Below are 24,040 nucleotides of genomic sequence, written 5' to 3'. Positions count from 1 at the left end.
CATTCGCTGTCAGCGACAAAATCAATCAATTACGATAAAATAACGTCTGGTCATTCGGCTTGCGAGAAGACGATGTACGAACGTTATGCGGGTTTGATTTTTGATATGGATGGCACCATCCTGGATACTGAGCCAACGCACCGTAAGGCGTGGCATGAGGTATTGGGGCATTATGGACTACGGTTTGATGAACAAGCCATGGTCGCCCTCAACGGCTCCCCAACGTGGCGTATTGCCCAGTCGGTAATTGAATTGAATCATGCCGATCTCGACCCCCATGCCTTAGCGCGTGAAAAAACCGACAAGGTGAGAAGCATGTTGCTGGATAGCGTCCAGCCTCTGCCGTTGGTTGACGTCGTGAAAGCCTGGCATGGTCGTCGGCCTATGGCGGTAGGAACGGGGAGTGAAAGCGCGATTGCAGAAGCGCTGCTTACTCACCTTGGGCTGCGTCGTTATTTTGATGCCGTGGTGGCGGCCGATCACGTACAACGCCACAAACCGGCTCCTGATACGTTTTTGCTCTGTGCTGAACGTATGGGCGTTGAACCGGCGCGTTGCGTCGTGTTTGAAGATGCCGATTTTGGACTTCAGGCGGCGCGTGCCGCAGGAATGGACGCCGTGGATGTCCGGTTATTGTGAGTGATGGACTGTCGCTCCTCTCGCTGTTTGCCAGCAGCTTTCTCAGCGCCACGCTATTACCTGGAAATTCTGAAGTTGTTTTAGTTGCCTTACTTGTTTCTGGAGCGAGTCATCCCTGGGTCTTAGTTTTAACAGCAACAATGGGTAATAGCCTTGGAGGGTTAACTAACGTTATCCTTGGGCGTTTCTTTCCGTTGCGTAAAACATCGCGCTGGCAAGAAAAAGCCACTGGCTGGCTGAGGCGCTATGGCGCTGTCACACTATTATTAAGCTGGATGCCGGTTGTGGGTGATTTACTGTGCTTGTTAGCGGGATGGATGCGCATCTCGTGGGGCCCAGTTCTCTTTTTTTTATGTCTTGGCAAAGCGCTGCGCTATGTTGTGGTCGCGGCGGTTACGACGCAAGGCATTATGTGGTGGCACTAATTGTGTTGTGGAATAACCTGCAGGTTGACCAATACCATTATGCTAATTAAAACGATTTTGACAGGCGGGAGGTCAATTTGATCCCGGACGTATCACAGGCGCTGGCCTGGCTGGAAAAACATCCTCATGCGTTAGAGGGGATTCAACGCGGGCTCGAGCGCGAAACGCTGCGTGTTAATGCTGATGGTTCATTGGCAACGACAGGCCATCCTGAAGTGTTAGGCTCAGCGCTAACGCATAAATGGATAACCACTGACTTTGCCGAAACACTGCTGGAGTTTATTACTCCACCGGGCGATGACATTCACAAAATGCTCACGTTCATGCGCGATCTGCATCGCTATACTGCCAGGAATCTTGGCGATGAGCGTATGTGGCCGTTGAGCATGCCTTGCTATATTGCCGAAGGTCAGGATATCGAGCTGGCGCAGTACGGTACGTCGAATATCGGTCGTCTGAAAACCCTTTACCGTGAAGGCCTCAAAAACCGTTACGGCGCGTTGATGCAGACTATCTCCGGCGTACACTACAACTTCTCGCTGCCGATGGCTTTCTGGCAGGCGAAATGTGGCGTAACAGATGGCGATGAAGACGCTAAAGAAAAAGTGTCAGCAGGGTATTTCCGTCTGATTCGCAACTACTACCGTTTTGGTTGGGTGATCCCGTATCTGTTTGGCGCCTCTCCGGCCATTTGTTCCTCCTTCCTGCAAGGAAAACCGACAACGCTGCCGTTTGAAAAAACCGATTGTGGTATGTATTACCTGCCTTATGCCACGTCGCTGCGTCTGAGTGACCTGGGTTATACCAATAAGTCGCAAAGCAATCTCGGAATTACGTTTAACGATTTGCATGAGTATGTGGCAGGATTGAAGCGCGCGATTAAAACGCCTTCAGAGGAGTACGCGGCGATCGGTCTGGAGAAAGACGGTAAGCGCCTGCAAATCAACAGCAACGTTTTGCAGATCGAAAATGAACTGTATGCGCCAATTCGTCCGAAACGCGTGACTCGCAGCGGTGAAACGCCGTCTGATGCGCTTCTACGCGGCGGCATTGAGTATATCGAAGTGCGTTCGCTCGACATCAACCCCTTCTCGCCAATCGGCGTAGATGAACAACAGGTGCGCTTCCTCGATTTGTTCATGGTTTGGTGCGTTCTGGCTGATGCCCCGGAAATGAGTAGCGACGAGCTGCTGTGTACGCGTACTAACTGGAATCGCGTTATTCTGGAAGGGCGCAAGCCAGGCCTGACGTTAGGTATTGGTTGTGAAACGGCTCAGTTCCCGTTGCCTAAAGTGGGTAAAGATCTGTTCCGTGATCTGAAACGTGTGGCACAAACGCTGGACGGCATTCACGGAGGAGAGGAATATCAAAAAGTATGTGACGAACTGGTTGCCTGCTTTGATAATCCTGAGCTGACATTCTCAGCGCGGATCCTGCGGTCTATGATTGATACTGGTATCGGTGGCACGGGTAAAGCGTTGGGTGAAGCGTACCGTAACCTGCTGCGCGAAGAGCCGTTGGAACTGCTGCAGGAAGACGAATTTATTGCTGAAAGTGTGGCTTCTAAGCGCCGTCAGCAGGAGATTGAAGCGGCAGATACTGAGCCGTTTGGTGTGTGGCTGGAAAAGCACGCCTGATACAAAAGAAAAAGGCCACTCGGGAGTGGCCAAAATTTCATCTCTGAAAACAGGGATGATGATAACAAATGCGCGTCTTTCATATACTCAGACTCGCCCCGGAACAAAGAGTTCAGAATATTTTAAAAAAATTTATCGGAGGTGGCTAAATGCCGTTGTTAGATAGTTTTACTGTCGATCACACCCGGATGGAAGCTCCCGCGGTCCGGGTTGCAAAAACGATGAATACCCCGCATGGCGACGCAATCACCGTGTTTGATCTGCGTTTTTGCATTCCGAACAAAGAAGTGATGCCTGAGAAAGGTATTCATACGCTGGAACACCTGTTTGCTGGTTTTATGCGTAACCACCTGAATGGCAACGGTGTCGAGATTATCGATATTTCGCCAATGGGTTGCCGTACCGGCTTCTACATGAGCCTGATTGGAACGCCGGACGAACAACGCGTAGCTGATGCCTGGAAAGCGGCAATGGCAGATGTGTTGAAAGTGCAGGATCAGAGTCAGATCCCGGAACTGAACGTCTACCAGTGCGGTACGTATCAGATGCACTCCCTCAGCGAAGCGCAGGACATTGCACGTCATATTCTGGAACGTGATGTCCGCGTTAACAGCAATGAGGAGCTGGCGCTGCCAAAAGACAAGCTGCAGGAACTGCATATTTAGTTGTCATGCTGGATGGTGAAGCTCACGTTTCTCATCTGGTCTACAAATAATAGGCTCCAGCCGGTATAAAAAAAGCCAGTTCAGATGAACTGGCTTTTTTTTATCAATGCGCGTGACCATCGCACCTTTAAATGACATCGTCAGAATGTAGTTGCAAGCGCTATTGAGTTTTACCTTTATATTTTATTAAAAATAACATCAATTAATTTACCAAACTCTCTATAAAAAGAAGTATATTGTCCAAAGATTTCTACGTCTTCTAAGATTTCTGGGGTTATTACACTGACATTGGTACAATAGTCATATTTCCCCATCATAATCTCACCTTTGTCCAGTATTTTACAATAACTCTCTTGGCTAGTGATGTTAAAGGATTCCAGATCATTTTTTAGATCCTTGATGAAATCCTTGTACTCTGTGGTCGTACTGAGTCCTCTCGAAAGTAGTGCCATTTTATCTGCATCAAAGTAACCGGATTGTACGGCTTCATTCCATTTATCTAGAGTTGTTATTTTCCTAAGGCTTGATTCGGCAGGAATGATATCTTTATATACAGCAGGTTGTTCAAAAAAGAGTTTTGAAAATTTGTCGATAACTTGCTTTAAGTTACCCATTCCTGCTTCTGAAAATTTCTGCATGGTATAATGCAATATTGATTCATTAGCAATAATGTTTCCTGCGATTGAATATGAAACCATCATGTCTGAATCTTTTTCTTCAATCAATGTTTTACTAAACAATTGTTGACACTCTGGTTTAGCCATATTCTTAATGGATTCGAATAATTTATTATTTTTACTGAAGATATTTTTTCCCAACAACATTATCTCATTCAACCTTGCTGCTGCTTCAGGCTGACTATCTTCGCTAAAATTGTCACGTATTAAACTAGTATCAAGTAGTTGTTCAGTTGCTATACTTGTTCTACTTAGATTTGCCTCGGAAAGGTCAGCATTACTCAAATCTAAATCGCTCATATCAAGTTCGCTTAAATCTTCCCCTGATAGATCGAGACATCCAGTATCAATATATTTTTGTTGGGCTTCTGATAGATTGTTTTTATCCAGAAAATATATGGTACTAAGATATCTGGCCCCTGATATGAACTGCGCTTCACTTAATTGTAACTCTAATGGTTCAGATACGTTTTCTTCACTAATATTCAGTGAGTATGCTCCATCCGTGTCCTTACTTATACATAATTCATATTCACCTTGTAGCGATTTTTCTGACTTATCAATAGTGAATCTAATAGAAATGTCGGGGTTATCAATAATACTGTTCAGTGTTTTTCGCGGGGACATACCCTCGGAAGCCAAAGAGCTCGCGAGACTATTGATGACTGACTTAAGACGCTTCTCCCCTGAGTCCTTAATTCCAAAAGTAAAAATGTACTTCAGACACTCGACTACGCCATGTAGTTTAGTTGCTTCTTTGTGCAATGTTTTATCGTCTGGGCTCATTGCAGCGCTTACCAGTATATCTATATGTTTTTGTGCTAAAGCATTAATGTTGTCCATTGACATCGCCTTATTGATTGGTTTATCACTAAGGCGATTCTCTTACTAAGAGACAACGAAAAATATCAAAAACTGCTCTGGTTTAGCATTAATTTATATTGAATGAGTCAATGAATTGAACCCAATATAGATTCAATATCTATATTGGGTTTTGATTCTCAGTGCCGACAAATCGCTATTAGTGCGCGCCGCCGCCGCCGCTGCCTGCACCGAATGGCGGTTTGGCAAACCATACCAGGCCGAGAAGCACGAGGAAAATCCCTGCAGACATCCAGAAGATTTCGTTAGCAGAAATAATCAGCCCCTGGTTGGTGATTTGCTGCGCCAGCCAGCCGGATGCCTGTTCTTTGGTCATCCCTAATCCCTGCAGCTGGTTATACATGGCCTGTGCATTAGGATTATAAGGGTTTACTGACTCCGTCAGTTGCGCATGGTGCAGCGACTCACGGCTAGTCCACATCGTTGTGGTGATCGATGTGCCAATAGAACCCGCCAGCGTTCGCGTAAAGTTAGACAGGCTCGATGCTGCCGCCATTCGTTCAGGCGGTAACCCCGATAGCGTGATGGTGGTCAGTGGCATAAAGAAGCAGGCTACCGCGAACCCCTGAATAAACTGCGGCCAGGCCGATGCGCCAAAATCCATACCGGGTTCGAATGTCCACGCACGCCAGTAGAAACAGACGGCATACATGATGAAGCTGAACGTGACCAGCCGACGCATATCCAGCTTGTGTGCGAAACGGCCGATAATCGGCGACAGGATCACCGGAATCACCCCAACCGGCGCAGACGCCAGACCTGCCCAGGTTGCCGTATATCCGTACACCTCCTGCAATAACTGCGGTAACAGGACGATTGCGCCGAAGTAGAGCATATAGGCCAGACTGATACACAGACAGCCGATGGTAAAGTTGCGCGACTTAAACAGCGAGAGATCGACAATGGGGTGCTCATCGGTAAGCTCCCAGACGATGAGGAAGCTGATTGCCACCACGGCGACAACCGTCAGGATAATAATTTCCTGCGAGGCGAACCAGTCCAATTCTTTGCCGCGGTCGAGCATAATCTGCAAACTGCCGATACCAATGACCAGCAAAGCCAGACCAATGGCGTCGATACGCCGCTGCTCGGTTTTGGTTTCCCGACCGCGCAGGGTTTGCAGGGTCATCAATACCACCGCAGCCCCGATTGGCACGTTGATAAAAAATATCCAGCCCCAGTGATAGTTGTCGCTGATGTAGCCCCCAAGAATGGGGCCACATATTGGGGCAACAATCACTGTCATCGACCATAGCGCCAGGGCGATGGAACGCTTGGCGGGAGGATAGTTATTCAATAACAGGCTTTGTGACAGCGGAATCAATGGACCAGCGACAATACCCTGGATCACGCGGAAGAAAATCAGCATGTTCAGGCTGGTGGACATCCCGCATGCCCACGACGCAATGACGAAGGCGATAGTTGACCACATGAATAGTCTGACTTCGCCAACGCGTTTGGCCAGCCAGCCGGTGATCGGAATTGAGATAGCGTTCGCCACCCCGAATGAGGTGATCACCCAGGTTCCCTGGCTCAGCGAAGAGCCGAGGTTCCCGGCGATAGTGGGGATCGCCACGTTAGCAATGGTGGAGTCCAGCACCTGCATGAATGTCGCCAGGGACAGCGCAATCGTCATAATGACGAGCTGCGCGCCTTCAAGCGGTTTTTGCTGTTGCATCACACGCACCTTTAAATTAGCCCGCGTTGGCCTGCACGATCTCTTCGATCATCTTATTGACCGGATCAAGGTTGATTTCACGTGCATTACTTTCTGATACTGGCGTGGTGCGGACCTGGCTTGCCAGGATCTGCCCGTCACGATTAGCGGTATCTACCGTAACCAGTGTTGACAAACCAATACGCAGTGGATGTTGTGCCAGCTGCTGCGCATCCAGTTCGATACGTACCGGCAAACGCTGGACGACTTTGATCCAGTTACCGGTCGCGTTTTGCGCCGGCAGCAGGGAGAACGCGCTGCCCGTACCCATATCCAGGCCGACGACTTTCCCGGTGTATTTCACGTCATCGCCGTAAATATCACTGATAACGGTCGCCGGTTGGCCAATACGCATGTGCGCCAGCTGTGTTTCTTTGAAGTTGGCATCCACCCACAGGTTAGTGGCCGGAACAACCGCCATCAGTGGCGTAGTCGGGCTAATTTGCGCGCCAGGCTGCACGGCACGACGGGAAACATAGCCGGTCATCGGGCTAACAATTTTGGTACGTTCCAGTGCCAGCCAGGCATTACGCACTTCGGTGGCAGCCTGTTGTACAGCAGGTTGATCTTCCAGCTTGCTACCCAGAATCATTGCCTGGTTCGCATTATATTGTTGGATTGCGACATCAAGCTGAGCCTGAGCGCTGGCGACGGCATCGCGGGCATGTTGCAGTTCTTCGCGGCCAATCAGGTTGGCATTACCCAGCGGGACACGGCGATTAAAGTCGCTTTGTGCCTGGGCCAGTGCAGTTCTCTGCACTTCAATGCTGGCCTGCAGTTGCTTGCTGTTGATCATCAACTGGTGCGTCTGGCGCACGCTGGAGGCCAGCGCAGTTTTGGCTTTTTCAAATGCCTGTTTGGCATCTGTCTGGTCGAGAGTGACCAGCACATCGCCCTGTTTTACAAAGTCAGTGTTATCAGCCCAGACTTTCGTCACGCTGCCTGATACCTGCGCCATAATTTGAACCTGGTTCCCTGCCACGTACGCATCGTCTGTCTCTTCGATATGACGCAGTACTAAAAACCAATAAATCCCATATGCCACGGCAATGATAATAAAGAGCAAGGTCAGCAGGAGTAGCATACTTTTACGTTTGCCATTCTTCTTGACCGGTTGCTGCGGGGTTTGAGTCTCCGCATTTGCGCTCATGTTGTTCTCCACGATCTTATTTTTTTCACATCGGCTGAGCCGACCTGTTTATCAGACAGGCCAGCAGTATGCGTGCTGGCCTGTCGGTTTTTCATTTATAAATCTGGATTTCTGAGCGAGTCAGCGCGTTAGCGCAGCGCTTCTAACACCGCGCCATCCTGCTCCATCTGATCAAGACGGGTCAGAAGTTTACGGGTGATATGCTCAAGTTGATCTTTTTCGGTGGTGCTGAGAGATGACCAAAGCTGATGAAGGCAGTTATGCTGAGGCGGTAATACCTCCTGCAAAAAAGCATGGCCTTTTTCGGTCAATTGCAGATGCAGACAGCGGCGATCGTTATCGCTTTCGCGGCGCTCGATCCAGCCACGCTTTTCTAACTCATCCGCGATACGGGTGGCGTTAGTCCGTGACGAACCAAGTGCGCAACTCAGTTCAGAAGGCTGAATACTGTGGTTTTCCTGAGACTCCAGCGTAATCAACGCCATAAACAACGTCTCGTTAATCCCTTGAGCTTTCAGCATCTTATTGCGGTTTTCCAGCAGCTTGCCCTGCATATGCATGCAAAGACGAGTCAGAAGCACTTCCTGATAAGGGAACTCTTCGTAGCGGCTGGCGCGAAATTTTAGCATTTGTTCAATGGGCGTAAACGAACTATCCATTTGGGTATAACCTCATTAATTTCAGCCGATATAGTAACGACAGTGACAAATAAAGTAAATGTATTATTTATTTAAAATGATTATTTTAATCTATAAGACAAACAACATTTTCCAGGCTAATCCATAGCCCAGGGCACTCAGTAAGGTCGGAATGATGATGCTGCGGGTCTTATAGAAGCTTGCACCCAGTACCACAAACCCCACCAGCGTAGGCACAAAACGACGGGCGTCGTGCATCACTTCTGGCGCAGTAGACACCACCAGCAGGGCGCAAATTGATGCAATACCGATGGTGTCGAGTAATATTCCAGTGGCTCCGCGTTTTGTCGGGCGCACATTCCCCATTCGCAGACGCAGTGGTAAATAGCGAAAACAGTAATTGACGCAGCCGACCAGCAGGCCGAGCAGCAGAACCTCATAACTCATCAGGACCTCCCTGCCAGAACGACTGAATGAGCGCGGTCAGGCATCCACAGGCTATGCCCGCCAGGATGGCCGCCGGGATAGAGAACAGCGTCACGCCAGCCAGCGCACCGGCTAATGCCGCCGTGACGCATAGCGTTTGCTTACGCTGGAAAGAGGCCAGCAGAAAACTCATAAACAGTGCCGGGAGCATAAACCCCAGCGCCGCTTCTACCGCCGGGAACCCCTTCAGTAAGCCAGTGCCGGAAAACGCGCCGAGCACCGTACCAAACACCCAGGAGGCCCAGGAGCATAGCGCAATGCCGATCATCCAGTTTTCACTCCAGCGCCGGTTATCCCGCACCAGCTTCGCCGTTGCCGCGGCAAAGACTTCGTCGGTGAGGCCAAAGGCCCATAGCGCGCTTTTAGGTTTGCTTAGCTGTCGGGCGATACGGCTACGCAGAGAAGGGCCGTACAAAACGTGGCGAACATCCATCGCCATGACGGTCAGAGCCGCGACCCACAGTGAGCTGCCTGCGGCGAGCATGGTTGTGATGACAAACTGGCTGGCGCCGGCGTAAATGATGCAGGAGAAAAAAACGCTTTCAACGGGAGTAAAGCCCAGGCGAGTCGCATTCATACCAAATGCAAATGCGACCGGAATATAACTGATAACTATCGGTAGGCTGTCTTTGAATCCTTCAGTTAACGTTGCAGAACGGGATTCAGACTGGGGAACAGGGCTTTCCATAGGATTATAGGCTTCATTACCGAAATTAAAATAACCTGGCTCAATGCGTTATAACCTTAGCAGACTGATGGGCTCCTTAACACCCTGAGGAGCCCAATCAAAGATAAACAGACGTTATACGCCTAATTTACGGCTTCCTGGCGGTGAAAACCTCGCCACCAGACCAGCAGGTTGAGTACGGCAACAGTCACACCTGCCAGACAAACGCCAGCCCAGCCGGCATGCTGCCAGGCTGAAGCTGAAATCAGCGAACCTGCCGCACCACCAATGAAATAGCTGGTCATGTACCCGGCAGTCAGGCGATTACGTGCGTCCGGGTGAATGCGATAGATAACGGTCTGGTTGGTGATATGTACCCCCTGAACGGTCAGATCCAGTACCAGGATACCGATAATCAGCATCGGCACTGAAGTATGTCCGAACCAGATAGCCAGCCAGGAGAGCAACAGTAGCAGCAGGCCTGCGGTAGTCGTGAGGTGTGATTTACCTTTATCGGCAAAACCGCCCGCCGGACGAGCGCCTAACGCACCGGCGGCCCCGGCCAGACCGAACAGACCAATCATCCCCTCTGAATAGTTAAACGGCGGTGCGGCGAGTAAAAATGCCATCGATGTCCAGAGGATACTGAAGTTGGCAAAGGTCAGGCAGCCCAGCATCGCGCGGGTGCGGAGTAATTTATCGTGGATAAACAGGCTAAACACGGAGCCCAATAGCTGCGGGTAGTTAAGATGGGTCTCTGATTTCATCTTTGGCAAACCACGCCACAGGGCAATCGCCATCAACGCCATCAATACTGAGGCCACCCAAAACACGGTGCGCCAGCCGCCGAGATTCGCCAGCAATCCTGCAACCGTTCGCGCCAGCAAAATCCCCAGCAACAGGCCGCTCATAATCGTGCCGACAACCTTACCGCGCTTGTCTGGCGTGGCGAGCGTCGCCGCCAGCGGAACCAGGATCTGTGCCACAACTGAGAACAACCCGGTTAGCGCAGTACCGAGGATCAGCATCCCCAGCGACTGACTGCTGGCAGTAATCAGCATGCCGCCTGCGGCGAGCAACGTCATCGAGACAATCAGCATCCGGCGTTCAAACATATCGCCAAGCGGTACCAGAAACAGGAGCCCTGCAGCGTAGCCAAGCTGGGCTGCAGTGACGATAAAGCCCGCAGTACTGGCCGACAGCGAAAAGTTTCTCGCGATGGTGTCGAGCAGCGGTTGGGCGTAATAGTTACTGGCAACGGCGAGGCCGGTCGCCACAGACATTAAAACAATCAGTGCCGGGCTAAGCCCGTGAGTGGGTTTGGTCATTGTTTTCAACTGAATAATGGGGTGCAGAAAACAATCATAACGGAAGTGATTAAATGTTGCTGATTTGTTGGGTGATGGATTGTGCGGTGAGGGAGGGGCGTGTAGGCCGGATAAGGCGCATCACGCCACCATCCGGCATTGGTGTGGTTACCGGGCCTGATAGCGCTATGCCTATCAGGCCTACGGGTGGGTTATTTCTGCGCAGCCAGCGCTTCTTTCACCCAGCCGTCGAACTGCTGCTGGTGGGCTTTGATCCAGCCGTCAACGTGGCCCTGAACGTCAGCTTCTGAGGCTTTCCCATCATGCATCATTGCGTTCTGTGCGTTGATATCCGCCAGCGGCAGCTTCATGATGGCAAACAGTTTCGCTGCAGCCGGGTTTTTCTCCGCCCAGGCTTTATTGGCGACGATATGCATCGTGTTCACCGGGAAGCCGTAGTTGGCGCCGTTGGGCAGTTTGGTATCAATGTCTTTCTGTTCGCCAGGCAGGGAAGAGAACGGCACCTGCAGCCAGACGACATCTTTGCCCGGTTTCATCACGTCGCTCACCCAGTATGGTGTCCAGGTGTAGTACAGGATCGGTTTGCCTTCTTTAAAGCGGGTAATGGTATCGGCCATCATCGCCGCATAGTTACCGTGGCTGACCTCGACTGTTTTTTCCAGATCGAAGGCTTTGTTCTGGTGGTTAATAACCGCTTCGCAGCCCCAGCCCGGTGAGCAGCCCATCATGTCAGCTTTACCATCGCCGTTAGTATCAAAGATTTTGGCGATCTTCGGATCTTTTAGCTGGGCAATATTGGTGATTTTGTACTGCTCAGCGGTTTTCTTATCGATCAGATAACCCTGTGCGGCACCCGTAACAAATACCCCCTCGCGATAAAACTTTTTGTCTCCGCCCGCTGCGGCGTACATATCATCATGCAGCGGCTGCCAGTTCACGGCGGTAAACGTCGCATCGCCAGAGGCAATAGAGGTATAGCCGACGTTGTAGTCAACTTCGCTGGTTTTGTTAACGGTGTAACCCAGTTTCTCCAGCGCACGGGCGACTAACTGCGTCTGGAAGGACTCTTCAGAGATGGTGCTCTGGATTGGCTGTACAGTGATGCCTTTGCCCGGCAGGTCGGCAGCGAAAGTGCTGGTGGAGACAAGGGTGGCAAACGCTGTGGCAAAAAGTACGGTATGTCGCATCGTTGTTCCTTATTGCACTTCATCCTTCAAGCCGCCTCTTTGTTGGCTGCACTCATGCACCCCAGTCACGTACTACTTGTACGCTCCTGGGGATACATTCGTTTGCCGCCGCGATGCAACTTGAACGATTTTGCGCAAGTTAATGAATTGTCGGCCCGGTAAGCAATGCGCTACCGGGCAACGGGTGAATTACTTCGTGAAAGGGCGAGTGATAAGCCCAACAGGACCGGTGGTGTACCAGCGGCGGTTGCCACGGCTACGTGAGTCGCGGCCGACGGCCTGCGTCAGGCGGTCAAGAATGATGGCGAGGATCACAATCCCAACTCCGCCGACGGTGGCAAGCCCCATATCCAGACGACCGATACCGCGCAGAACCATCTGACCCAGCCCACCGACGGCGATCATCGACGCGATGACGACCATGGAGAGTGCCAGCATCAGCGTCTGGTTCACCCCGGCCATAATGGTGGGCATCGCCAGCGGGAGCTGCACTTTAAACAGCATCTGACGCGGGCTGGCACCAAACGAGCGCGAGGCTTCAATCAGATCGGCTGGCACCTGGTTAATCCCCAGAATAGTCAGACGTACGATTGGCGGCAGGGCGAAGATAATCGTCACCACTACGCCCGGGACGTTACCAATACCGAACAACATGACAATCGGCACCAGATAGACGAACGCAGGTGTGGTTTGCATCGCATCCAGCAGCGGGCGAACAATTTTTGCTGCCCGAGGGCTACGCGCTAACCAGATCCCCATCGGCAGGCCAATCACCACGCAGAACAGCAGCGCGGTCAGTACCAGCGCCAGGGTGATCATGGCTTGCGACCAGGCACCGATAGCACCGATAGCAATCAGTGAAATCAGCGTGGCGACGCCCATTCCGACGCCAGAAATTTGCCACGCGATAAGCGCAAAAATGATGATGGCGACCGGCGCAGGCATACCCAACAGCAGTTGTTGAAAGCCGTTGAGAATGTAATCCACTGGGACACGAATGCCCTGGAAGACCGGACGGAAATGGGTGACCACCCAATCAATCCCTTCGGTGACCCAGCTATCCAGCGGGATCAGCGTTTTATGGAATGGATCCATAATGTTGAAATGTTCTGGTGCCGGTGCGGGGGCGCTGGTCAGCCAGTCTGCGCTACCACCGTCGGCAGGCGTGCCTGCGGGCGTCCCCCAGGCATCAGCAGATTGCGCGGCGCTGTCGGCCGCAGATGTGGTATCCCACGGATTAGTTTGATCAGCCATTGTTTACCCCCTCACGATCTAAAGCCTGTAACAGCATGCGTTTTGAAATGACGCCCACATACTGCTGTTCCTCATCAACAACCGGCACCGCGCACGGGGCCTGGCCGACATGAGAAAGCAACTCGCTGAGAGGAGTTTGTGCATCTACGGCTAACGGCTCATCGATCAATGCCGCTTCAATACCTTGCGCCTGACTTAACGCTGTTTTTAAGGAGTCGATTGAAACAACGCCAACGAATTTATTGCCGCGTTCAATCACGTAACCATATTCGCGATCTTTGTCCTGCAGTAATTGCAGGGCTGAACGGGGGCCGACGCCTGGTGTTTTACGAATTAGCCCTTCAGGGCTACGACGGGATATATCTTTCGCACTGAAGACCTGGCTAATATCAACGCCGCGGAAGAAGGTGCGTACATAATCATTGGCCGGATTATTCAGGATTTCATCCGGCGTGCCGACCTGCACCACCTCACCGTTTTGCATAATGGCAATTCTGTCGCCAATACGCATGGCTTCGTCGAGGTCGTGCGAAATAAAGACCACGGTGCGCTGATGCTTCGCCTGTAGTTTTACCAGTTCATCCTGCATCTCAGTACGAATTAATGGATCGAGGGCTGAGAAGGCCTCATCCATTAATAAGATGTCAGGATTAATGGCTAATGCACGGGCGAGGCCCACACGCTGGCGCATCCCCCCGGAAAGTTCATCCGGGTATCCGTGAGCATAATTCTCCAGACCAACCTGACGTAGCGCATCTAACGCTTTTTCACGACGTTCATCCGCACCAACACCGGCTAATTCCATGCCGAATGCCGTATTGTCCAGCACCGTCATGTGCGGCATCAGGGCAAAGGACTGGAACACCATCGCAATCTTTTTTCTGCGCACCTCGCGAAGCTCAGCATCGGATATCCGGGCAATGTCTACGCCGTCAATCAATACCTGCCCGCGGGTGGGTTCAATCAGGCGATTGAGAAGGCGTACCATTGTGGATTTACCCGAACCGGATAATCCCATGATGACAAATATCTCGCCTTCTTCAATGGCCAGACTGGCGTTCTTAACGCCAAGCGATAGCCCTGTTTTATCCAGAATTTGCTCTTTTGAAAGTCCTTTTTCAATATATTTGAAGGCTCTCTGCGGATGCTCTCCAAATATCTTATAGAGATTTTTAACTTCTAATTTAATTGCCATGCAATAGAATGATTCCTGTTATTTGTTTATATCGATATATTACCTGATGGAAATAGTGACCTTTTTCTACCCTAACATACTGAGAATCTGAGACAACCCTGAATTTGGTTGTGGCATGAATATTGCCAAAGGCCAGATGGCGGGACTTCCCGTGATATAAGGGCTGAGCGCGAATGAGCCGTGAGGGATATTTTTTGTAAATGGCAATGAAAAATCGCCTGAATTGTTGGAATGCAGGCGAATAATGCGGCTGATATTGAGTGTAGATCACACAATTATATTTGCACGACAAAAGTGTGATCCTGTTAAAATATTTCCGCGAAAAATGTACGGTATTTCCCGCGGAAGGAAACGTTAGAAATTCCAGTCGTCATCTTCGGTTTCGACCGCTTTTCCCATCACATAGGATGAGCCAGAACCCGAGAAGAAATCGTGGTTTTCGTCAGCGTTGGGCGACAGCGCGGCAAGGATTGCCGGGTTGACCTCCGCCATTTCTGCCGGAAACAGGGCCTCATAACCTAAATTCATTAACGCCTTATTGGCGTTGTAGCAGAGAAAGGCTTTGACGTCTTCCACCCACGGGGTTTCCGCATACAATTCCTCCGTATAACGAACTTCGTTGTCATATAATTCCATCAACAGATCGAGGGCATAATTCTGTAGCGCTTCACGCGTCGAGGGTGAAACGTGCTCCAGACCTTTTTGATATTTATAGCCAATGTAATAACCATGAACCGCTTCATCACGAATGATCAGGCGGATAAGGTCAGCGGTATTCGTCAGCTTGCCGCGGCTGGAGAAATACATCGGTAGCCAGAAGCCGGAATAGAACAGAAAGGATTCCAGAAATACGCTGGCTATTTTCTTTTTCAACGGCTCCGCGCCGGCGTAATGCGTCAGAATTATCTGTGCCTTGTGCTGGAGTGGAGTATTTTCTTCACTCCAGAGGTAAGCCGCATCCACATCTTTGGTCTGACAAAGCGTGGAAAAAATAGAACTGTAGGAGCGCGCGTGCACGGCTTCCATAAAGCTGATATTCGACAGTACCGCCTCTTCATGTGGCGTGATTGAATCCGCCATCAGCGCGGGGGCTCCGGCGATATTCTGAATCGTGTCGAGCAGCGTCAGACCGGTAAATACGCGGATAGTGAGCTGCTGCTCGGCAGCGCTCAACGTTTGCCAGGCCGGGATATCATTGGAAAGCGGGACTTTTTCCGGTAGCCAGAAGTTACTGGTCAGGCGATTCCATACCTCAAGGTCTTTATCATCTTCAATCTTGTTCCAGTTGATGGCGCTGACGCGAGATAGTTTCATTTGGTTCTCCTTACAGTGCGCATGACACGCAACCCTCAATTTCGGTTCCTTCCAGCGCCAACTGGCGTAACCGGATGTAGTACAACGATTTGATACCCTTACGCCAGGCGTAGATCTGTGCCTTGTTGATATCTCGAGTGGTAGCGGTATCGGGGAAAAAGAGCGTCAGTGAGAGTCCCTGATCAACATGCCGCGTCGCTTCGGCGTAGGTATCAATGATCTTTTGTGGGCCAATCTCGTAGGCATCCTGATACAAGGCCAGATTCTCATTGGTCATAAACGGGGCAGGGTAGTAAACGCGCCCGGTTTTGCCCTCTTTGCGAATCTCCACTTTCGATACAATCGGGTGAATGCTTGACGTGGCATGGTTGATGTAGGAAATAGAACCGGTGGGCGGAACCGCCTGTAAATTCTGGTTATAAATACCGTAGCGCATCACATCTTCATGCAGTTGCGCCCACATCTCGCGCGTCGGCAGCGTAATGCCGCTGGCGGCGAACAGTGAGCGTACCTTGTCGGTTTTTGGCTGCCAGTCGCCCTGCAGATACTGGTTAAAATACTCGCCGCTGGCGTAGCGTGACTGTTTGAATCCGGCAAAGGTTTGACCGCGCTCGCGGGCGATCTTCATTGACGTATTCAGCGCATGCCAGGTGATGGTGTAGAAATAGAGATTGGTGAAATCTAGCCCTTCGGGCGAACCGTAGGCAATCCCTTCCCGCGCCAGATACCCGTGCAGGTTCATCTGCCCAAGGCCAATCGCGTGCGACGCGCTGTTCCCGGCTTCAATGGAAGGAACGCTGCGGATATGGCTCATGTCCGAAACGGCGGTTAAGCCACGAACTGCCGTCTCCACGGTGCGGCCAAAATCGGGTGAATCCATGGTATGGGCAATGTTCAACGAGCCGAGATTGCAGGAGATATCGTGCCCGATCTGCTCGTAATTGAGATTTTCATCGTAGGTGGAGGCGCTGTTAACCTGCAAAATCTCTGAGCACAGATTGCTCATATTGATCCGACCGGCAATCGGATTGGCGCGATTCACCGTATCTTCAAACATGATGTAAGGATAACCAGACTCAAACTGGATCTCGGCCAGCCGCTGGAAGAACTCGCGGGCGTTAATGTATTTTTTGCGCACGCGTTTGTCGGCCACCAGTTCGTCATACCGCTCACTCACGGCGATATCACCGAACGGTTTGCCGTAAATCCGTTCCACGTCATACGGCGAGAACAGCGCCATCCGGGCATTTTCTTTCGCCAGTCGAAAGGTAACATCCGGGATCACCACGCCAAGCGAGAGCGTTTTGATGCGGATTTTCTCGTCGGCGTTTTCGCGCTTGGTATCGAGAAAACGTAAAATATCCGGATGGTGTGCGTGCAGATACACCGCGCCTGCGCCCTGACGCGCGCCGAGCTGATTTGCATAAGAAAACGCATCTTCCAGCATTTTCATTACCGGGATCACCCCGGAGGACTGGTTCTCAATGCGTTTAATGGGCGCACCTGCCTCGCGCAGATTCGAGAGTAAAAATGCCACGCCGCCGCCGCGTTTAGAGAGCTGCAGCGCTGAGTTAACCGCCCGACCGATGGACTCCATGTTGTCTTCAATGCGTAGCAGGAAGCAGGAAACCAGTTCGCCACGCTGTTGCTTACCGCAGTTTAAAAAGGTTGGCGTGGCGGGTTGAAAACGACCAGAGAGCATTTCATCAGTGAGCTGCATGGCAAGCACTTCATCGCCCTGCGCCAGCGTGAGCGCCACCATCGTCACCCGATCCTCAAAATCTTCGAGATAGCGCTTCCCGTCGAATGTTTTCAGCGTATAGCTGGTGTAGAACTTCCATGCGCCAAGGAACGTCTGAAAACGGAATCCACTGGCGTGGGCGTGGTCAAATAGTTTCAGCACGAATGCGCGATTGTAGCGGGCTAAAACGCTTTCGTCGTAATAGCCTTCACGAATCAGCGTTTCCAGGCGTTCCTGCTGACTGGCAAAGACCACTGAATGAGGGCGGACGTGGGTAGCAAAAAAAGCCTCCACCGCCTGATGGTCTTTGTCGAACTGAATGCGCCCGGCTTTATCATACAGATTCAGCATGGCGTTCAGGGTGTGATAATCCAGTGCGGGCTGGATTACGCGTTCTGCGGTTGTCGTTGCCAAAATTCGCTCACTCCTTTTCGAACGTTGTCGATATCGCTTTGGGTGCCCATCAGCTCAAAACGATAAAGCCACGGCACGCCGCATTTTTGTGAAATGACATCACCCGCGCGACCGTATGCATCACCGAAATTGCGGTTGCCGGAGGCGATCACGCCACGGATTAAAGCCCGGTTGTGCGTATCGTTTAAAAAGCGGATCACCTGTCTTGGGACCGCGCCAGCCGTGCCGCCGCCACCGTAGGACGGCACGATTAATATGTAAGGTTCGTCTACCCGGATCCGCTCGCGTTCGTTAAGCGGAATGCGGATGGCAGGCAGCCCCAGACGCTGCATAAAGCGGTGCGTATTTTCGGAGCTGCTGGAGAAGTAGACGAGCTGACTCATGCGCTGGCCACACGGTGTTCCGGATGCAGACGGTTGATCATGTCCGGGCGAAAACCTGACCAACTGGTTTCACCCGCGACCACGACCGGCAGCTGGCGAAACCCTTGATCGCGCAGGCTATCAGCCAAATCGGGCTGTAAATCGACGTTTACCATCTCAAAGTCAAAACCACGGCTTTCCATTGCCCGTTTGGTGGCATGGCACTGAACACAGTTATTGCGAGTGTAAATAATAATACGCATGATTCGTATTTCCATTTAAAAATAAAAGATCGGCGCGATAGAGGGCGTCGGGTTGTGTGTGTCCTGATAGGAGGAATACTAGATGTAGTTTTAAAAAGATTCAACCATACAAGATATGGGAATTTTAGATTAATGATGAACTGGGTGATGAGCGTGGCGGGGGAAGGCTAACTGGTGGTTCTAAATTGCCCGATGGCGCTAAGCTTATCGGGCCTACGGGCAACAGGAGAGCGCATCCCAGGCCGGAGAAGGCATTAATGCCGTCATCCGGCAGCGCAAAATTACATACGCATTCCCACCGCCAGACGGTTAAAGCAGTTCATCAGGCTAATGGCAAACGTCAGGTCGCTAATTTCTTTCGCGCTAAAATGGTCGAGCAGCGGCAGATAAACATCATCTTCGGCATGGGTGCTGGCGATATCGGTGACGGATTCGGCCCACGCCAGCGCCGCACGTTCCTGCTCGCTGAAGTGGTGACTCACCCGCCAGCCTGCCAGCGCATCCAGTTTGGCCTGCGCAACACCGGATTTGCGCAGCGCTTTACTGTGCATTTCCAGACAAAAGGCGCAGCCGTTGATTTGCGAGACCCGCAGGTAAATCAGTTCCGTCAGCGTGGCTTCCAGCGCGCAGTTCTCCAGCGCTTTGCTTGCCTGAACCAGAGCGTTATAGACTTCAGGGCTGAGTTCATAATAGGGCTGGCGTAACATGGTCATAGTATTTCTCCTCGTTTGGATGACCCGCAATGTAGCACTATAATGGACTGCTATAGAGAGCCATATTGTTGCCAAAAAAGCAGACCATAAATGCCGCGTTATCAGCACATCGCCCGTCAGTTAAAAAACGCAATTGAGAAAGGTGAACTCAAACCCGGAACCCGATTGCCATCAAGTCGGACCTGGGCCCAGGAATTGGGTGTGTCACGCTCGACGGTGGAAAATGCCTACGCCGAGCTGGTGGCGCAGGGCTGGCTCGCGCGGCGTGGGCAGGCCGGAACATTTGTCAGTGAGCAACTGCGACCCGAAAGGGCGCCTGCGTCTCCCGCGATCTTCGCCGGAGAAAACCCCAGACCGCACCCTTTTCAAATGGGATTACCCGCACTCGATCTCTTCCCGCGTGACGTCTGGGCGCGGGTGATGGGACGGCGTTTACGCACCCAAACGCGTTTTGACCTTGCGGTGGGCGATGTTTGCGGCGAACGCGCGTTACGTCAGGCGATTGTGGATTACCTGCGCGTTTCACGAAGCATTGAGTGCCAGCCGGAGCAGATTTTTATTACGTCAGGCTACGCGGCATCAGTGACGTTAATTCTGCGCGCCCTGTCTCAACCCGGTGAGGGAATGTGGGTCGAAGATCCCGGCTTTCCGTTGATTCGGCCCGTGGTGGCTCAGGAACGCATTGAGCTGATGCCGGTGGCGGTTGATGCCGATGGTCTGGATGTCTGCGCCGGGATCCGCGACTTTCCACAGGCGCGTTTTGTCATGCTCACCCCCGCACACCAAAGTCCGCTAGGCGTGGCTCTGTCATTAGATCGTCGTCATCGGTTGCTGGAGTGGGCGACTCGCGAACAGGCGTGGATTATTGAAGATGATTACGACAGTGAATTTCGCTACCACGGTAAACCGTTGCCGCCGCTTAAAAGTCTGGATGCGCCCCAGCGGGTGATTTATGCCGGCACGTTCAGCAAATCGATGTTTCCGGCGTTGCGCACGGCATGGCTGGTGGTACCCCTGACCCAGGTTGAACGTTTTCGCCAGCAGGCGTCGCTAACGGCCTGTAGCGTTCCGGTTTTATGGCAGCAAACGCTGGCAGATTTTATGCAAGACGGTCATTTCTGGCGGCACTTAAAACGCATGCGCCAGCATTATGCCGAGCGGCGTCAATGGATGGAAAACGCCCTGACCGAACAAGGATTTAATGTCATTCCTCAGGAAGGGGGGATCCAACTGGTGATGAGTGTGGACGGAGATGATATTGCGCTGGTGCGCAAAGCGAATCAGGCCGGGTTAGCCGTTCAGGCGTTAAGCCGCTGGCGAATAACGTCAGAAGGAAAGGGGGGAATATTGCTGTCATTTACCAATATCAGCTCGGTTGCAATGGCGCAGCAGGCGGCGTACCAACTGCGGATGGCGCTGACATAAATCTATACCCGTCATACTTCAAGTTGCATGTGCGTTGGCTGCGTTCGTTCACCCCAGTCACTTACTTTAGTAAGCTCCTGGGGATTCGCTCTCTTGCCGCCTTCCTGCAACTCGAATTATTTAGGGTATATACGGTTCTTAAGATATTCGTCCCATCGTGTTCACTCGTTTATGGACTTTTCTGAAAGCGTTGCTAATGCTGAATCAGGTAAGGTAAGCCCGCAGTAAAAGATAACGAGGAAAATAATATGTATTTACGACCTGATGAGGTGGCGCGCGTACTTGAAAAAGTGGGCTTTACCGTTGATGTAGTCACACAGAAAACATACGGTTATCGACGTGGTGAGAATTATGTATACGTTAACCGTGAAGCACGTATGGGACGTACCGCATTAATTATCCATCCCACGCTAAAAGAGCGCAGCTCTTCGCTGGCAGAACCCGCGACGGATATTAAAACCTGCGATCACTATCAGCAATTCCCACTGTATTTAGCCGGTGAGACACACGAGCATTATGGTATTCCACACGGCTTTAGCTCGCGTATCGCGCTGGAACGTTATCTGAGTGGGTTGTTTGGCGACGTGAGTTCAAACTGATAACGCGACTGGCAGTGCCAGTCGCGATGAGATGTTTTTTACGCTTTAGCCTGGTGGTAGCTGCTGACCTTAAACAGGCGGCGGCAATAATCAAGGAAGTAGCCATACACTGCACCCATCAGCATTGACACCACGATGTTGGAGCTTACCGCAGCTGTGATCTGGTGCCAGTCTGCGCCAACCGTCAGCAGAATAATCACATATACCGGTGACTGGAACGTGACATAGGCCAGCACATCCGCCAGATTTTTTGCCCATCCTGCCTGCGTGGCTTTACGCGCCGCGCGCATGAACAAATCACGGTACATGCCGTATGGCCACGCAATCAGTATGTTGACAGGGATAGCGACTAATCTGGAATACAGCGACTGTTCGAAGCTCATTCCAGAAAGGAATATTTCGATCAACATGTTCACGACAGAACAATAAACAACCATCGCGAACGTGTCTGCTACTGCATGACGCAAGCGTGACTGCGGAGAGAACATGTTAATGCTCCTTGTAAAAAGGGGGAAAAAGGTTTTGAATGCCTTCTTGCTAGTGATTTGTCTTGCTGCTTTCGCGTTTGAATAGGATATCTGGCTGGATAATAACTGGCAACTAGCTTAAAATTTTTATTTATTACCTTTTTGTCGATAAAATGCTCTGTAATGGTTTGTTTTTTGTTCGTTTTGGTGTTTTCGTTGCTGTGTTAATTAAAATCTTTTTAGATCAAAGAGTTATTTTTGCTTGTTTTTCTGAACTTTTTGCGCTCCTTTTTGAATGTTGACGAATGTTGCGCATATCTACCGCAACGCCTGCGCGATGCCTGTATTGGTTTATCTGGTGTGGCAGCGAGATATCCCAAATCTATTTATTCTGGTTGCTGGCCGAATATAAAATATCGCTGACTAAAGATCACTGTATGACAAGATAAATAATAATAGCGATTGTCGTTTTAATATCTTGCGACAAAAAAGAGACTGGAAAAAGAAAAAACACTCGCATACAATTTGCTTCGTAATACCGATTTCTGTTTTTGCGTTAAAGAGGTTTTATTAATATGAGTTCAATGTTAAAAAACTTAAATAATATTCGATCGCTACGTGTCATGGCGCGTGAATTATCCGTCGAGGTTCTGGACGATATGCTGGAAAAACTTCGGGTAGTCACCAAAGAACGACGTGACGAAGAAGAACTGCTGCAGCGCCAACGTGCAGAACAGCAGGAAAAAATTAATACACTGCTGGCGATGATGAGAGCTGATGGGATTGATCCTGAAGAACTGTTGAGCATGTCGGCGGCAACATCGCGTTCGGTTAAGAAACGTCAGCCGCGTCCGGCGAAATATCGTTTTACGGATACTAATGGTGAAACAAAAACATGGACAGGACAAGGCCGCACGCCAAAGCCGATTGCACAGGCGCTGGCTGCCGGTAAATCTCTCGATGATTTTTTGATCTAATATCAATGCGGTGAGGGGAACCTCACCGCTTATTTTCAGCAGACGCCGAAATCACCTTCTTCGGTATATCGCGTCACGTCAGCTGCTTTCAGCGTGAATTTCTCACCGCTTTCATTGCTGGCTTGTACCGCCACAATTTGATCATCATTGACTTCGACAACTTTCAGTTTGGGACCGCCCATGCGCGGTTGAACCAGATCGCCAGGTTTAAACATATTGTTGCGCTCCTTTATTTATCATTTATCGCAGAACTCACCATAGATCACGTCAACCGGCGGGTACAGTGCTGTTTCAATGATTACTGCTTAATGAGTACGTCGGTTCCAGGGCATTTTGTCCAGCAGACGCGCCATGCCGCAAAAGCCGGTCACGCCAGCGAGAATCAGCCCGGCCCCGACAAAACCGCTCAGCAGGAAGAAAGCACTGCTGACGGCGTAACCTAGAATAACACCGAGTAAGGCAAGGCTACCTGCGGCTATCTGCACCTGACGCATCAGCGGTAACGGTTGTGAACTGTCTTTCGCCACCGGCAACCCCGCGGCTTTCCAGCCGTCAATTCCACCTTCCAGCAGCCAGACCTGCGCGGGCGCAGCAATGGCGCTCAGTTTTGTTGCCGCATTTTGTGTTCGTTTGCCTGACTGGCAGTGAAAAATCACCTGCTCGGCGCGTAAATTCGCAGGCAGCGATCCCTGCTCAAGCGCGGGCAACGGTGCCAGATGAGCCTCAGGAATATGCTCGTGCAGATACTCGTCAGCGTCGCGGATATCAATCAATTTTGCACCCTGTGCGACCAGTGTCTGCGCCTCGCGCGGGGAAATCGTCCCAATAGTCATGATGGCTCCTTATGGGCAATACAGTGTTTTTAATGTGGCGATCAGCGAATTCACGGCCGCATTTTTAATGGAGTAGAGGATGCGCTGGGCATCGCGCTGGCTTTCTATCAGACCTTCTTCACGCATACGCGCCAGATGCTGGGAAGTGGCGGAAGGGCTAAGGCCGGTAATACGGGCTAACTCGCCTGCGCTGGTACCGGGTGAACCGCAGAGCATGCACAAAATCAGCAACCGTTTCGGGTTACTCATCGCTTTAAGCAACGCGGCAGCCTGTTCCGCGCTGGCCTGGAGTTGTTCAAGTTCAGTCATATTTATTTTAGCATGATCTAAATTAAGCAAATTCTAAAATAAAAGATCAACGTACGCCAGCGTAAAAAGCGTAAAG

Annotated in this window: 26 protein-coding genes; 7 read left to right on the top strand and 19 right to left on the bottom strand. The window is 51.1% G+C overall.

Going from position 1 to position 24,040, the window contains the following annotated elements:
* Positions 1 to 72: 72 nt before the first annotated feature.
* From yqaB to luxS, 4 genes are all read left to right on the top strand, one after another.
* Positions 73 to 639: a fructose-1-phosphate/6-phosphogluconate phosphatase gene (gene yqaB, locus JTI85_RS17215; protein ID WP_048213012.1), complete on the top strand. Its 567-nt coding sequence runs from the start codon at positions 73 to 75 to the stop codon at positions 637 to 639.
* Positions 636 to 1,064 carry a YqaA family protein gene (locus JTI85_RS17210; RefSeq protein ID WP_042313100.1) on the top strand — a complete coding sequence of 143 codons (429 nt, stop codon included), beginning with the start codon at positions 636 to 638 and terminating at the stop codon, positions 1,062 to 1,064. Before yqaB ends, JTI85_RS17210 begins: the two co-directional genes overlap by 4 nt.
* Positions 1,065 to 1,141: 77 nt before the next feature.
* The gene (gene gshA / locus JTI85_RS17205; protein ID WP_048213011.1) at positions 1,142 to 2,701 is read left to right on the top strand and encodes a glutamate--cysteine ligase; all 1,560 of its coding nucleotides are present in this window, start codon (positions 1,142 to 1,144) and stop codon (positions 2,699 to 2,701) included.
* Positions 2,702 to 2,850: 149 nt separating this feature from the next.
* Positions 2,851 to 3,366 (top strand): S-ribosylhomocysteine lyase, encoded by a 516-nt coding sequence (gene luxS / locus JTI85_RS17200; RefSeq protein WP_061068445.1) that lies wholly within the window; start codon positions 2,851 to 2,853, stop codon positions 3,364 to 3,366.
* Positions 3,367 to 3,542: 176 nt separating this feature from the next.
* Here the strand turns inward: luxS and JTI85_RS21570 are convergent, their stop codons facing one another.
* From JTI85_RS21570 to JTI85_RS17125, 15 genes are all read right to left on the bottom strand, one after another.
* Positions 3,543 to 4,886 carry a pentapeptide repeat-containing protein gene (locus tag JTI85_RS21570; protein ID WP_233609270.1) on the bottom strand — a complete coding sequence of 448 codons (1,344 nt, stop codon included), beginning with the start codon at positions 4,884 to 4,886 and terminating at the stop codon, positions 3,543 to 3,545.
* A 178-nt stretch (positions 4,887 to 5,064) separates the two neighbouring features.
* Positions 5,065 to 6,603, bottom strand: a complete 1,539-nt coding sequence (gene emrB, locus JTI85_RS17190; protein WP_137376255.1) for a multidrug efflux MFS transporter permease subunit EmrB — start codon at positions 6,601 to 6,603, stop codon at positions 5,065 to 5,067.
* 16 nt (positions 6,604 to 6,619) lie between these two features.
* The gene (emrA, locus tag JTI85_RS17185) at positions 6,620 to 7,792 is read right to left on the bottom strand and encodes a multidrug efflux MFS transporter periplasmic adaptor subunit EmrA (protein WP_048213008.1); all 1,173 of its coding nucleotides are present in this window, start codon (positions 7,790 to 7,792) and stop codon (positions 6,620 to 6,622) included.
* A gap of 128 nt (positions 7,793 to 7,920) precedes the next feature.
* On the bottom strand, positions 7,921 to 8,451 hold the full coding sequence (gene mprA, locus JTI85_RS17180; protein ID WP_005122929.1) for a transcriptional repressor MprA: 531 nt from the start codon (positions 8,449 to 8,451) through the stop codon (positions 7,921 to 7,923).
* 90 nt (positions 8,452 to 8,541) lie between these two features.
* Positions 8,542 to 8,877: an L-valine transporter subunit YgaH gene (ygaH, locus tag JTI85_RS17175; protein WP_005122930.1), complete on the bottom strand. Its 336-nt coding sequence runs from the start codon at positions 8,875 to 8,877 to the stop codon at positions 8,542 to 8,544.
* Positions 8,867 to 9,604: an AzlC family ABC transporter permease gene (locus tag JTI85_RS17170; RefSeq protein WP_142878832.1), complete on the bottom strand. Its 738-nt coding sequence runs from the start codon at positions 9,602 to 9,604 to the stop codon at positions 8,867 to 8,869. The genes ygaH and JTI85_RS17170 overlap by 11 nt, the downstream gene beginning before the upstream one ends.
* A 122-nt stretch (positions 9,605 to 9,726) precedes the next feature.
* Complete coding sequence (locus JTI85_RS17165; RefSeq protein ID WP_115601592.1) at positions 9,727 to 10,911, bottom strand: MFS transporter; 1,185 nt, start codon at positions 10,909 to 10,911, stop codon at positions 9,727 to 9,729.
* A 191-nt stretch (positions 10,912 to 11,102) separates the two neighbouring features.
* A complete protein-coding gene (proX, locus tag JTI85_RS17160) occupies positions 11,103 to 12,098 on the bottom strand; it encodes a glycine betaine/L-proline ABC transporter substrate-binding protein ProX (protein WP_199945526.1) in 996 nt (331 codons plus the stop codon).
* A 189-nt stretch (positions 12,099 to 12,287) separates the two neighbouring features.
* The gene (gene proW / locus JTI85_RS17155; RefSeq protein ID WP_115601594.1) at positions 12,288 to 13,352 is read right to left on the bottom strand and encodes a glycine betaine/L-proline ABC transporter permease ProW; all 1,065 of its coding nucleotides are present in this window, start codon (positions 13,350 to 13,352) and stop codon (positions 12,288 to 12,290) included.
* A complete protein-coding gene (proV, locus tag JTI85_RS17150) occupies positions 13,345 to 14,547 on the bottom strand; it encodes a glycine betaine/L-proline ABC transporter ATP-binding protein ProV (RefSeq protein WP_003037282.1) in 1,203 nt (400 codons plus the stop codon). The genes proW and proV overlap by 8 nt, the downstream gene beginning before the upstream one ends.
* 354 nt (positions 14,548 to 14,901) lie before the next feature.
* Positions 14,902 to 15,861, bottom strand: a complete 960-nt coding sequence (gene nrdF, locus JTI85_RS17145) for a class 1b ribonucleoside-diphosphate reductase subunit beta (RefSeq protein WP_200044831.1) — start codon at positions 15,859 to 15,861, stop codon at positions 14,902 to 14,904.
* 10 nt (positions 15,862 to 15,871) lie between these two features.
* A complete protein-coding gene (gene nrdE / locus JTI85_RS17140) occupies positions 15,872 to 18,016 on the bottom strand; it encodes a class 1b ribonucleoside-diphosphate reductase subunit alpha (RefSeq protein ID WP_219351799.1) in 2,145 nt (714 codons plus the stop codon).
* On the bottom strand, positions 17,989 to 18,399 hold the full coding sequence (gene nrdI / locus JTI85_RS17135) for a class Ib ribonucleoside-diphosphate reductase assembly flavoprotein NrdI (protein WP_137364282.1): 411 nt from the start codon (positions 18,397 to 18,399) through the stop codon (positions 17,989 to 17,991). The genes nrdE and nrdI overlap by 28 nt, the downstream gene beginning before the upstream one ends.
* Complete coding sequence (nrdH, locus tag JTI85_RS17130) at positions 18,396 to 18,641, bottom strand: glutaredoxin-like protein NrdH (protein ID WP_048236625.1); 246 nt, start codon at positions 18,639 to 18,641, stop codon at positions 18,396 to 18,398. The genes nrdI and nrdH overlap by 4 nt, the downstream gene beginning before the upstream one ends.
* A 281-nt stretch (positions 18,642 to 18,922) precedes the next feature.
* Positions 18,923 to 19,354 (bottom strand): carboxymuconolactone decarboxylase family protein, encoded by a 432-nt coding sequence (locus JTI85_RS17125; protein ID WP_061068434.1) that lies wholly within the window; start codon positions 19,352 to 19,354, stop codon positions 18,923 to 18,925.
* Positions 19,355 to 19,444: 90 nt separating this feature from the next.
* On the opposite strand from JTI85_RS17125, the gene JTI85_RS17120 reads away from it, so the two are divergent.
* Together JTI85_RS17120 and JTI85_RS17115 are read left to right on the top strand one after the other, a co-directional pair.
* Positions 19,445 to 20,779 carry a PLP-dependent aminotransferase family protein gene (locus tag JTI85_RS17120; RefSeq protein WP_219351797.1) on the top strand — a complete coding sequence of 445 codons (1,335 nt, stop codon included), beginning with the start codon at positions 19,445 to 19,447 and terminating at the stop codon, positions 20,777 to 20,779.
* 248 nt (positions 20,780 to 21,027) lie between these two features.
* On the top strand, positions 21,028 to 21,378 hold the full coding sequence (locus JTI85_RS17115; protein WP_061068432.1) for a DUF2002 family protein: 351 nt from the start codon (positions 21,028 to 21,030) through the stop codon (positions 21,376 to 21,378).
* Positions 21,379 to 21,416: 38 nt separating this feature from the next.
* Here the strand turns inward: JTI85_RS17115 and alaE are convergent, their stop codons facing one another.
* Entirely contained in the window at positions 21,417 to 21,866 is a 450-nt protein-coding gene (gene alaE / locus JTI85_RS17110) for an L-alanine exporter AlaE (protein ID WP_003037259.1), read from the bottom strand.
* A 554-nt stretch (positions 21,867 to 22,420) separates the two neighbouring features.
* Between alaE and stpA the strand changes: the two genes are divergently transcribed.
* On the top strand, positions 22,421 to 22,822 hold the full coding sequence (gene stpA, locus JTI85_RS17105) for a DNA-binding protein StpA (RefSeq protein WP_048212996.1): 402 nt from the start codon (positions 22,421 to 22,423) through the stop codon (positions 22,820 to 22,822).
* Between the two features lie 35 nt (positions 22,823 to 22,857).
* Here stpA and JTI85_RS17100 read toward each other — a convergent pair whose 3' ends face one another.
* The 3 genes from JTI85_RS17100 to JTI85_RS17090 all read right to left on the bottom strand — a co-directional run bounded on the left by JTI85_RS17100 (position 22,858) and on the right by JTI85_RS17090 (position 23,964).
* Positions 22,858 to 23,037, bottom strand: coding sequence for a hypothetical protein (locus JTI85_RS17100; RefSeq protein WP_219351795.1), 180 nt, complete (start codon positions 23,035 to 23,037; stop codon positions 22,858 to 22,860).
* Between the two features lie 90 nt (positions 23,038 to 23,127).
* Entirely contained in the window at positions 23,128 to 23,655 is a 528-nt protein-coding gene (locus JTI85_RS17095; RefSeq protein ID WP_046670391.1) for a rhodanese family protein, read from the bottom strand.
* 9 nt (positions 23,656 to 23,664) lie between these two features.
* On the bottom strand, positions 23,665 to 23,964 hold the full coding sequence (locus tag JTI85_RS17090; protein WP_103769231.1) for a helix-turn-helix transcriptional regulator: 300 nt from the start codon (positions 23,962 to 23,964) through the stop codon (positions 23,665 to 23,667).
* Positions 23,965 to 24,040: the final 76 nt, after the last annotated feature.

This window comes from Citrobacter sp. Colony219, assembly GCF_019382635.1.
In the GTDB taxonomy this organism is placed as follows: domain Bacteria; phylum Pseudomonadota; class Gammaproteobacteria; order Enterobacterales; family Enterobacteriaceae; genus Citrobacter; species Citrobacter youngae.
The sequence above is the reverse complement of the archived record's forward strand: the minus strand, read 5'-3'. Positions and strand labels throughout refer to the sequence as shown.

Excerpts from the sequence above, each read along its gene's own strand:
- yqaB (WP_048213012.1), top strand. The coding sequence starts at position 73 with ATGTACGAACGTTATGCGGGTTTGATTTTTGATATGGATGGCACCATC.
- luxS (WP_061068445.1), top strand. The coding sequence starts at position 2,851 with ATGCCGTTGTTAGATAGTTTTACTGTCGATCACACCCGGATGGAAGCT.
- JTI85_RS21570 (WP_233609270.1), bottom strand. The coding sequence starts at position 4,886 with ATGGACAACATTAATGCTTTAGCACAAAAACATATAGATATACTGGTA.
- emrB (WP_137376255.1), bottom strand. The coding sequence starts at position 6,603 with ATGCAACAGCAAAAACCGCTTGAAGGCGCGCAGCTCGTCATTATGACG.
- emrA (WP_048213008.1), bottom strand. The coding sequence starts at position 7,792 with ATGAGCGCAAATGCGGAGACTCAAACCCCGCAGCAACCGGTCAAGAAG.
- mprA (WP_005122929.1), bottom strand. The coding sequence starts at position 8,451 with ATGGATAGTTCGTTTACGCCCATTGAACAAATGCTAAAATTTCGCGCC.
- ygaH (WP_005122930.1), bottom strand. The coding sequence starts at position 8,877 with ATGAGTTATGAGGTTCTGCTGCTCGGCCTGCTGGTCGGCTGCGTCAAT.
- JTI85_RS17170 (WP_142878832.1), bottom strand. The coding sequence starts at position 9,604 with ATGGAAAGCCCTGTTCCCCAGTCTGAATCCCGTTCTGCAACGTTAACT.
- JTI85_RS17165 (WP_115601592.1), bottom strand. The coding sequence starts at position 10,911 with ATGACCAAACCCACTCACGGGCTTAGCCCGGCACTGATTGTTTTAATG.
- proX (WP_199945526.1), bottom strand. The coding sequence starts at position 12,098 with ATGCGACATACCGTACTTTTTGCCACAGCGTTTGCCACCCTTGTCTCC.
- proW (WP_115601594.1), bottom strand. The coding sequence starts at position 13,352 with ATGGCTGATCAAACTAATCCGTGGGATACCACATCTGCGGCCGACAGC.
- proV (WP_003037282.1), bottom strand. The coding sequence starts at position 14,547 with ATGGCAATTAAATTAGAAGTTAAAAATCTCTATAAGATATTTGGAGAG.
- nrdF (WP_200044831.1), bottom strand. The coding sequence starts at position 15,861 with ATGAAACTATCTCGCGTCAGCGCCATCAACTGGAACAAGATTGAAGAT.
- nrdI (WP_137364282.1), bottom strand. The coding sequence starts at position 18,399 with ATGAGTCAGCTCGTCTACTTCTCCAGCAGCTCCGAAAATACGCACCGC.
- nrdH (WP_048236625.1), bottom strand. The coding sequence starts at position 18,641 with ATGCGTATTATTATTTACACTCGCAATAACTGTGTTCAGTGCCATGCC.
- JTI85_RS17125 (WP_061068434.1), bottom strand. The coding sequence starts at position 19,354 with ATGACCATGTTACGCCAGCCCTATTATGAACTCAGCCCTGAAGTCTAT.
- JTI85_RS17120 (WP_219351797.1), top strand. The coding sequence starts at position 19,445 with ATGCCGCGTTATCAGCACATCGCCCGTCAGTTAAAAAACGCAATTGAG.
- JTI85_RS17115 (WP_061068432.1), top strand. The coding sequence starts at position 21,028 with ATGTATTTACGACCTGATGAGGTGGCGCGCGTACTTGAAAAAGTGGGC.
- alaE (WP_003037259.1), bottom strand. The coding sequence starts at position 21,866 with ATGTTCTCTCCGCAGTCACGCTTGCGTCATGCAGTAGCAGACACGTTC.
- stpA (WP_048212996.1), top strand. The coding sequence starts at position 22,421 with ATGAGTTCAATGTTAAAAAACTTAAATAATATTCGATCGCTACGTGTC.
- JTI85_RS17100 (WP_219351795.1), bottom strand. The coding sequence starts at position 23,037 with ATGTTTAAACCTGGCGATCTGGTTCAACCGCGCATGGGCGGTCCCAAA.
- JTI85_RS17095 (WP_046670391.1), bottom strand. The coding sequence starts at position 23,655 with ATGACTATTGGGACGATTTCCCCGCGCGAGGCGCAGACACTGGTCGCA.
- JTI85_RS17090 (WP_103769231.1), bottom strand. The coding sequence starts at position 23,964 with ATGACTGAACTTGAACAACTCCAGGCCAGCGCGGAACAGGCTGCCGCG.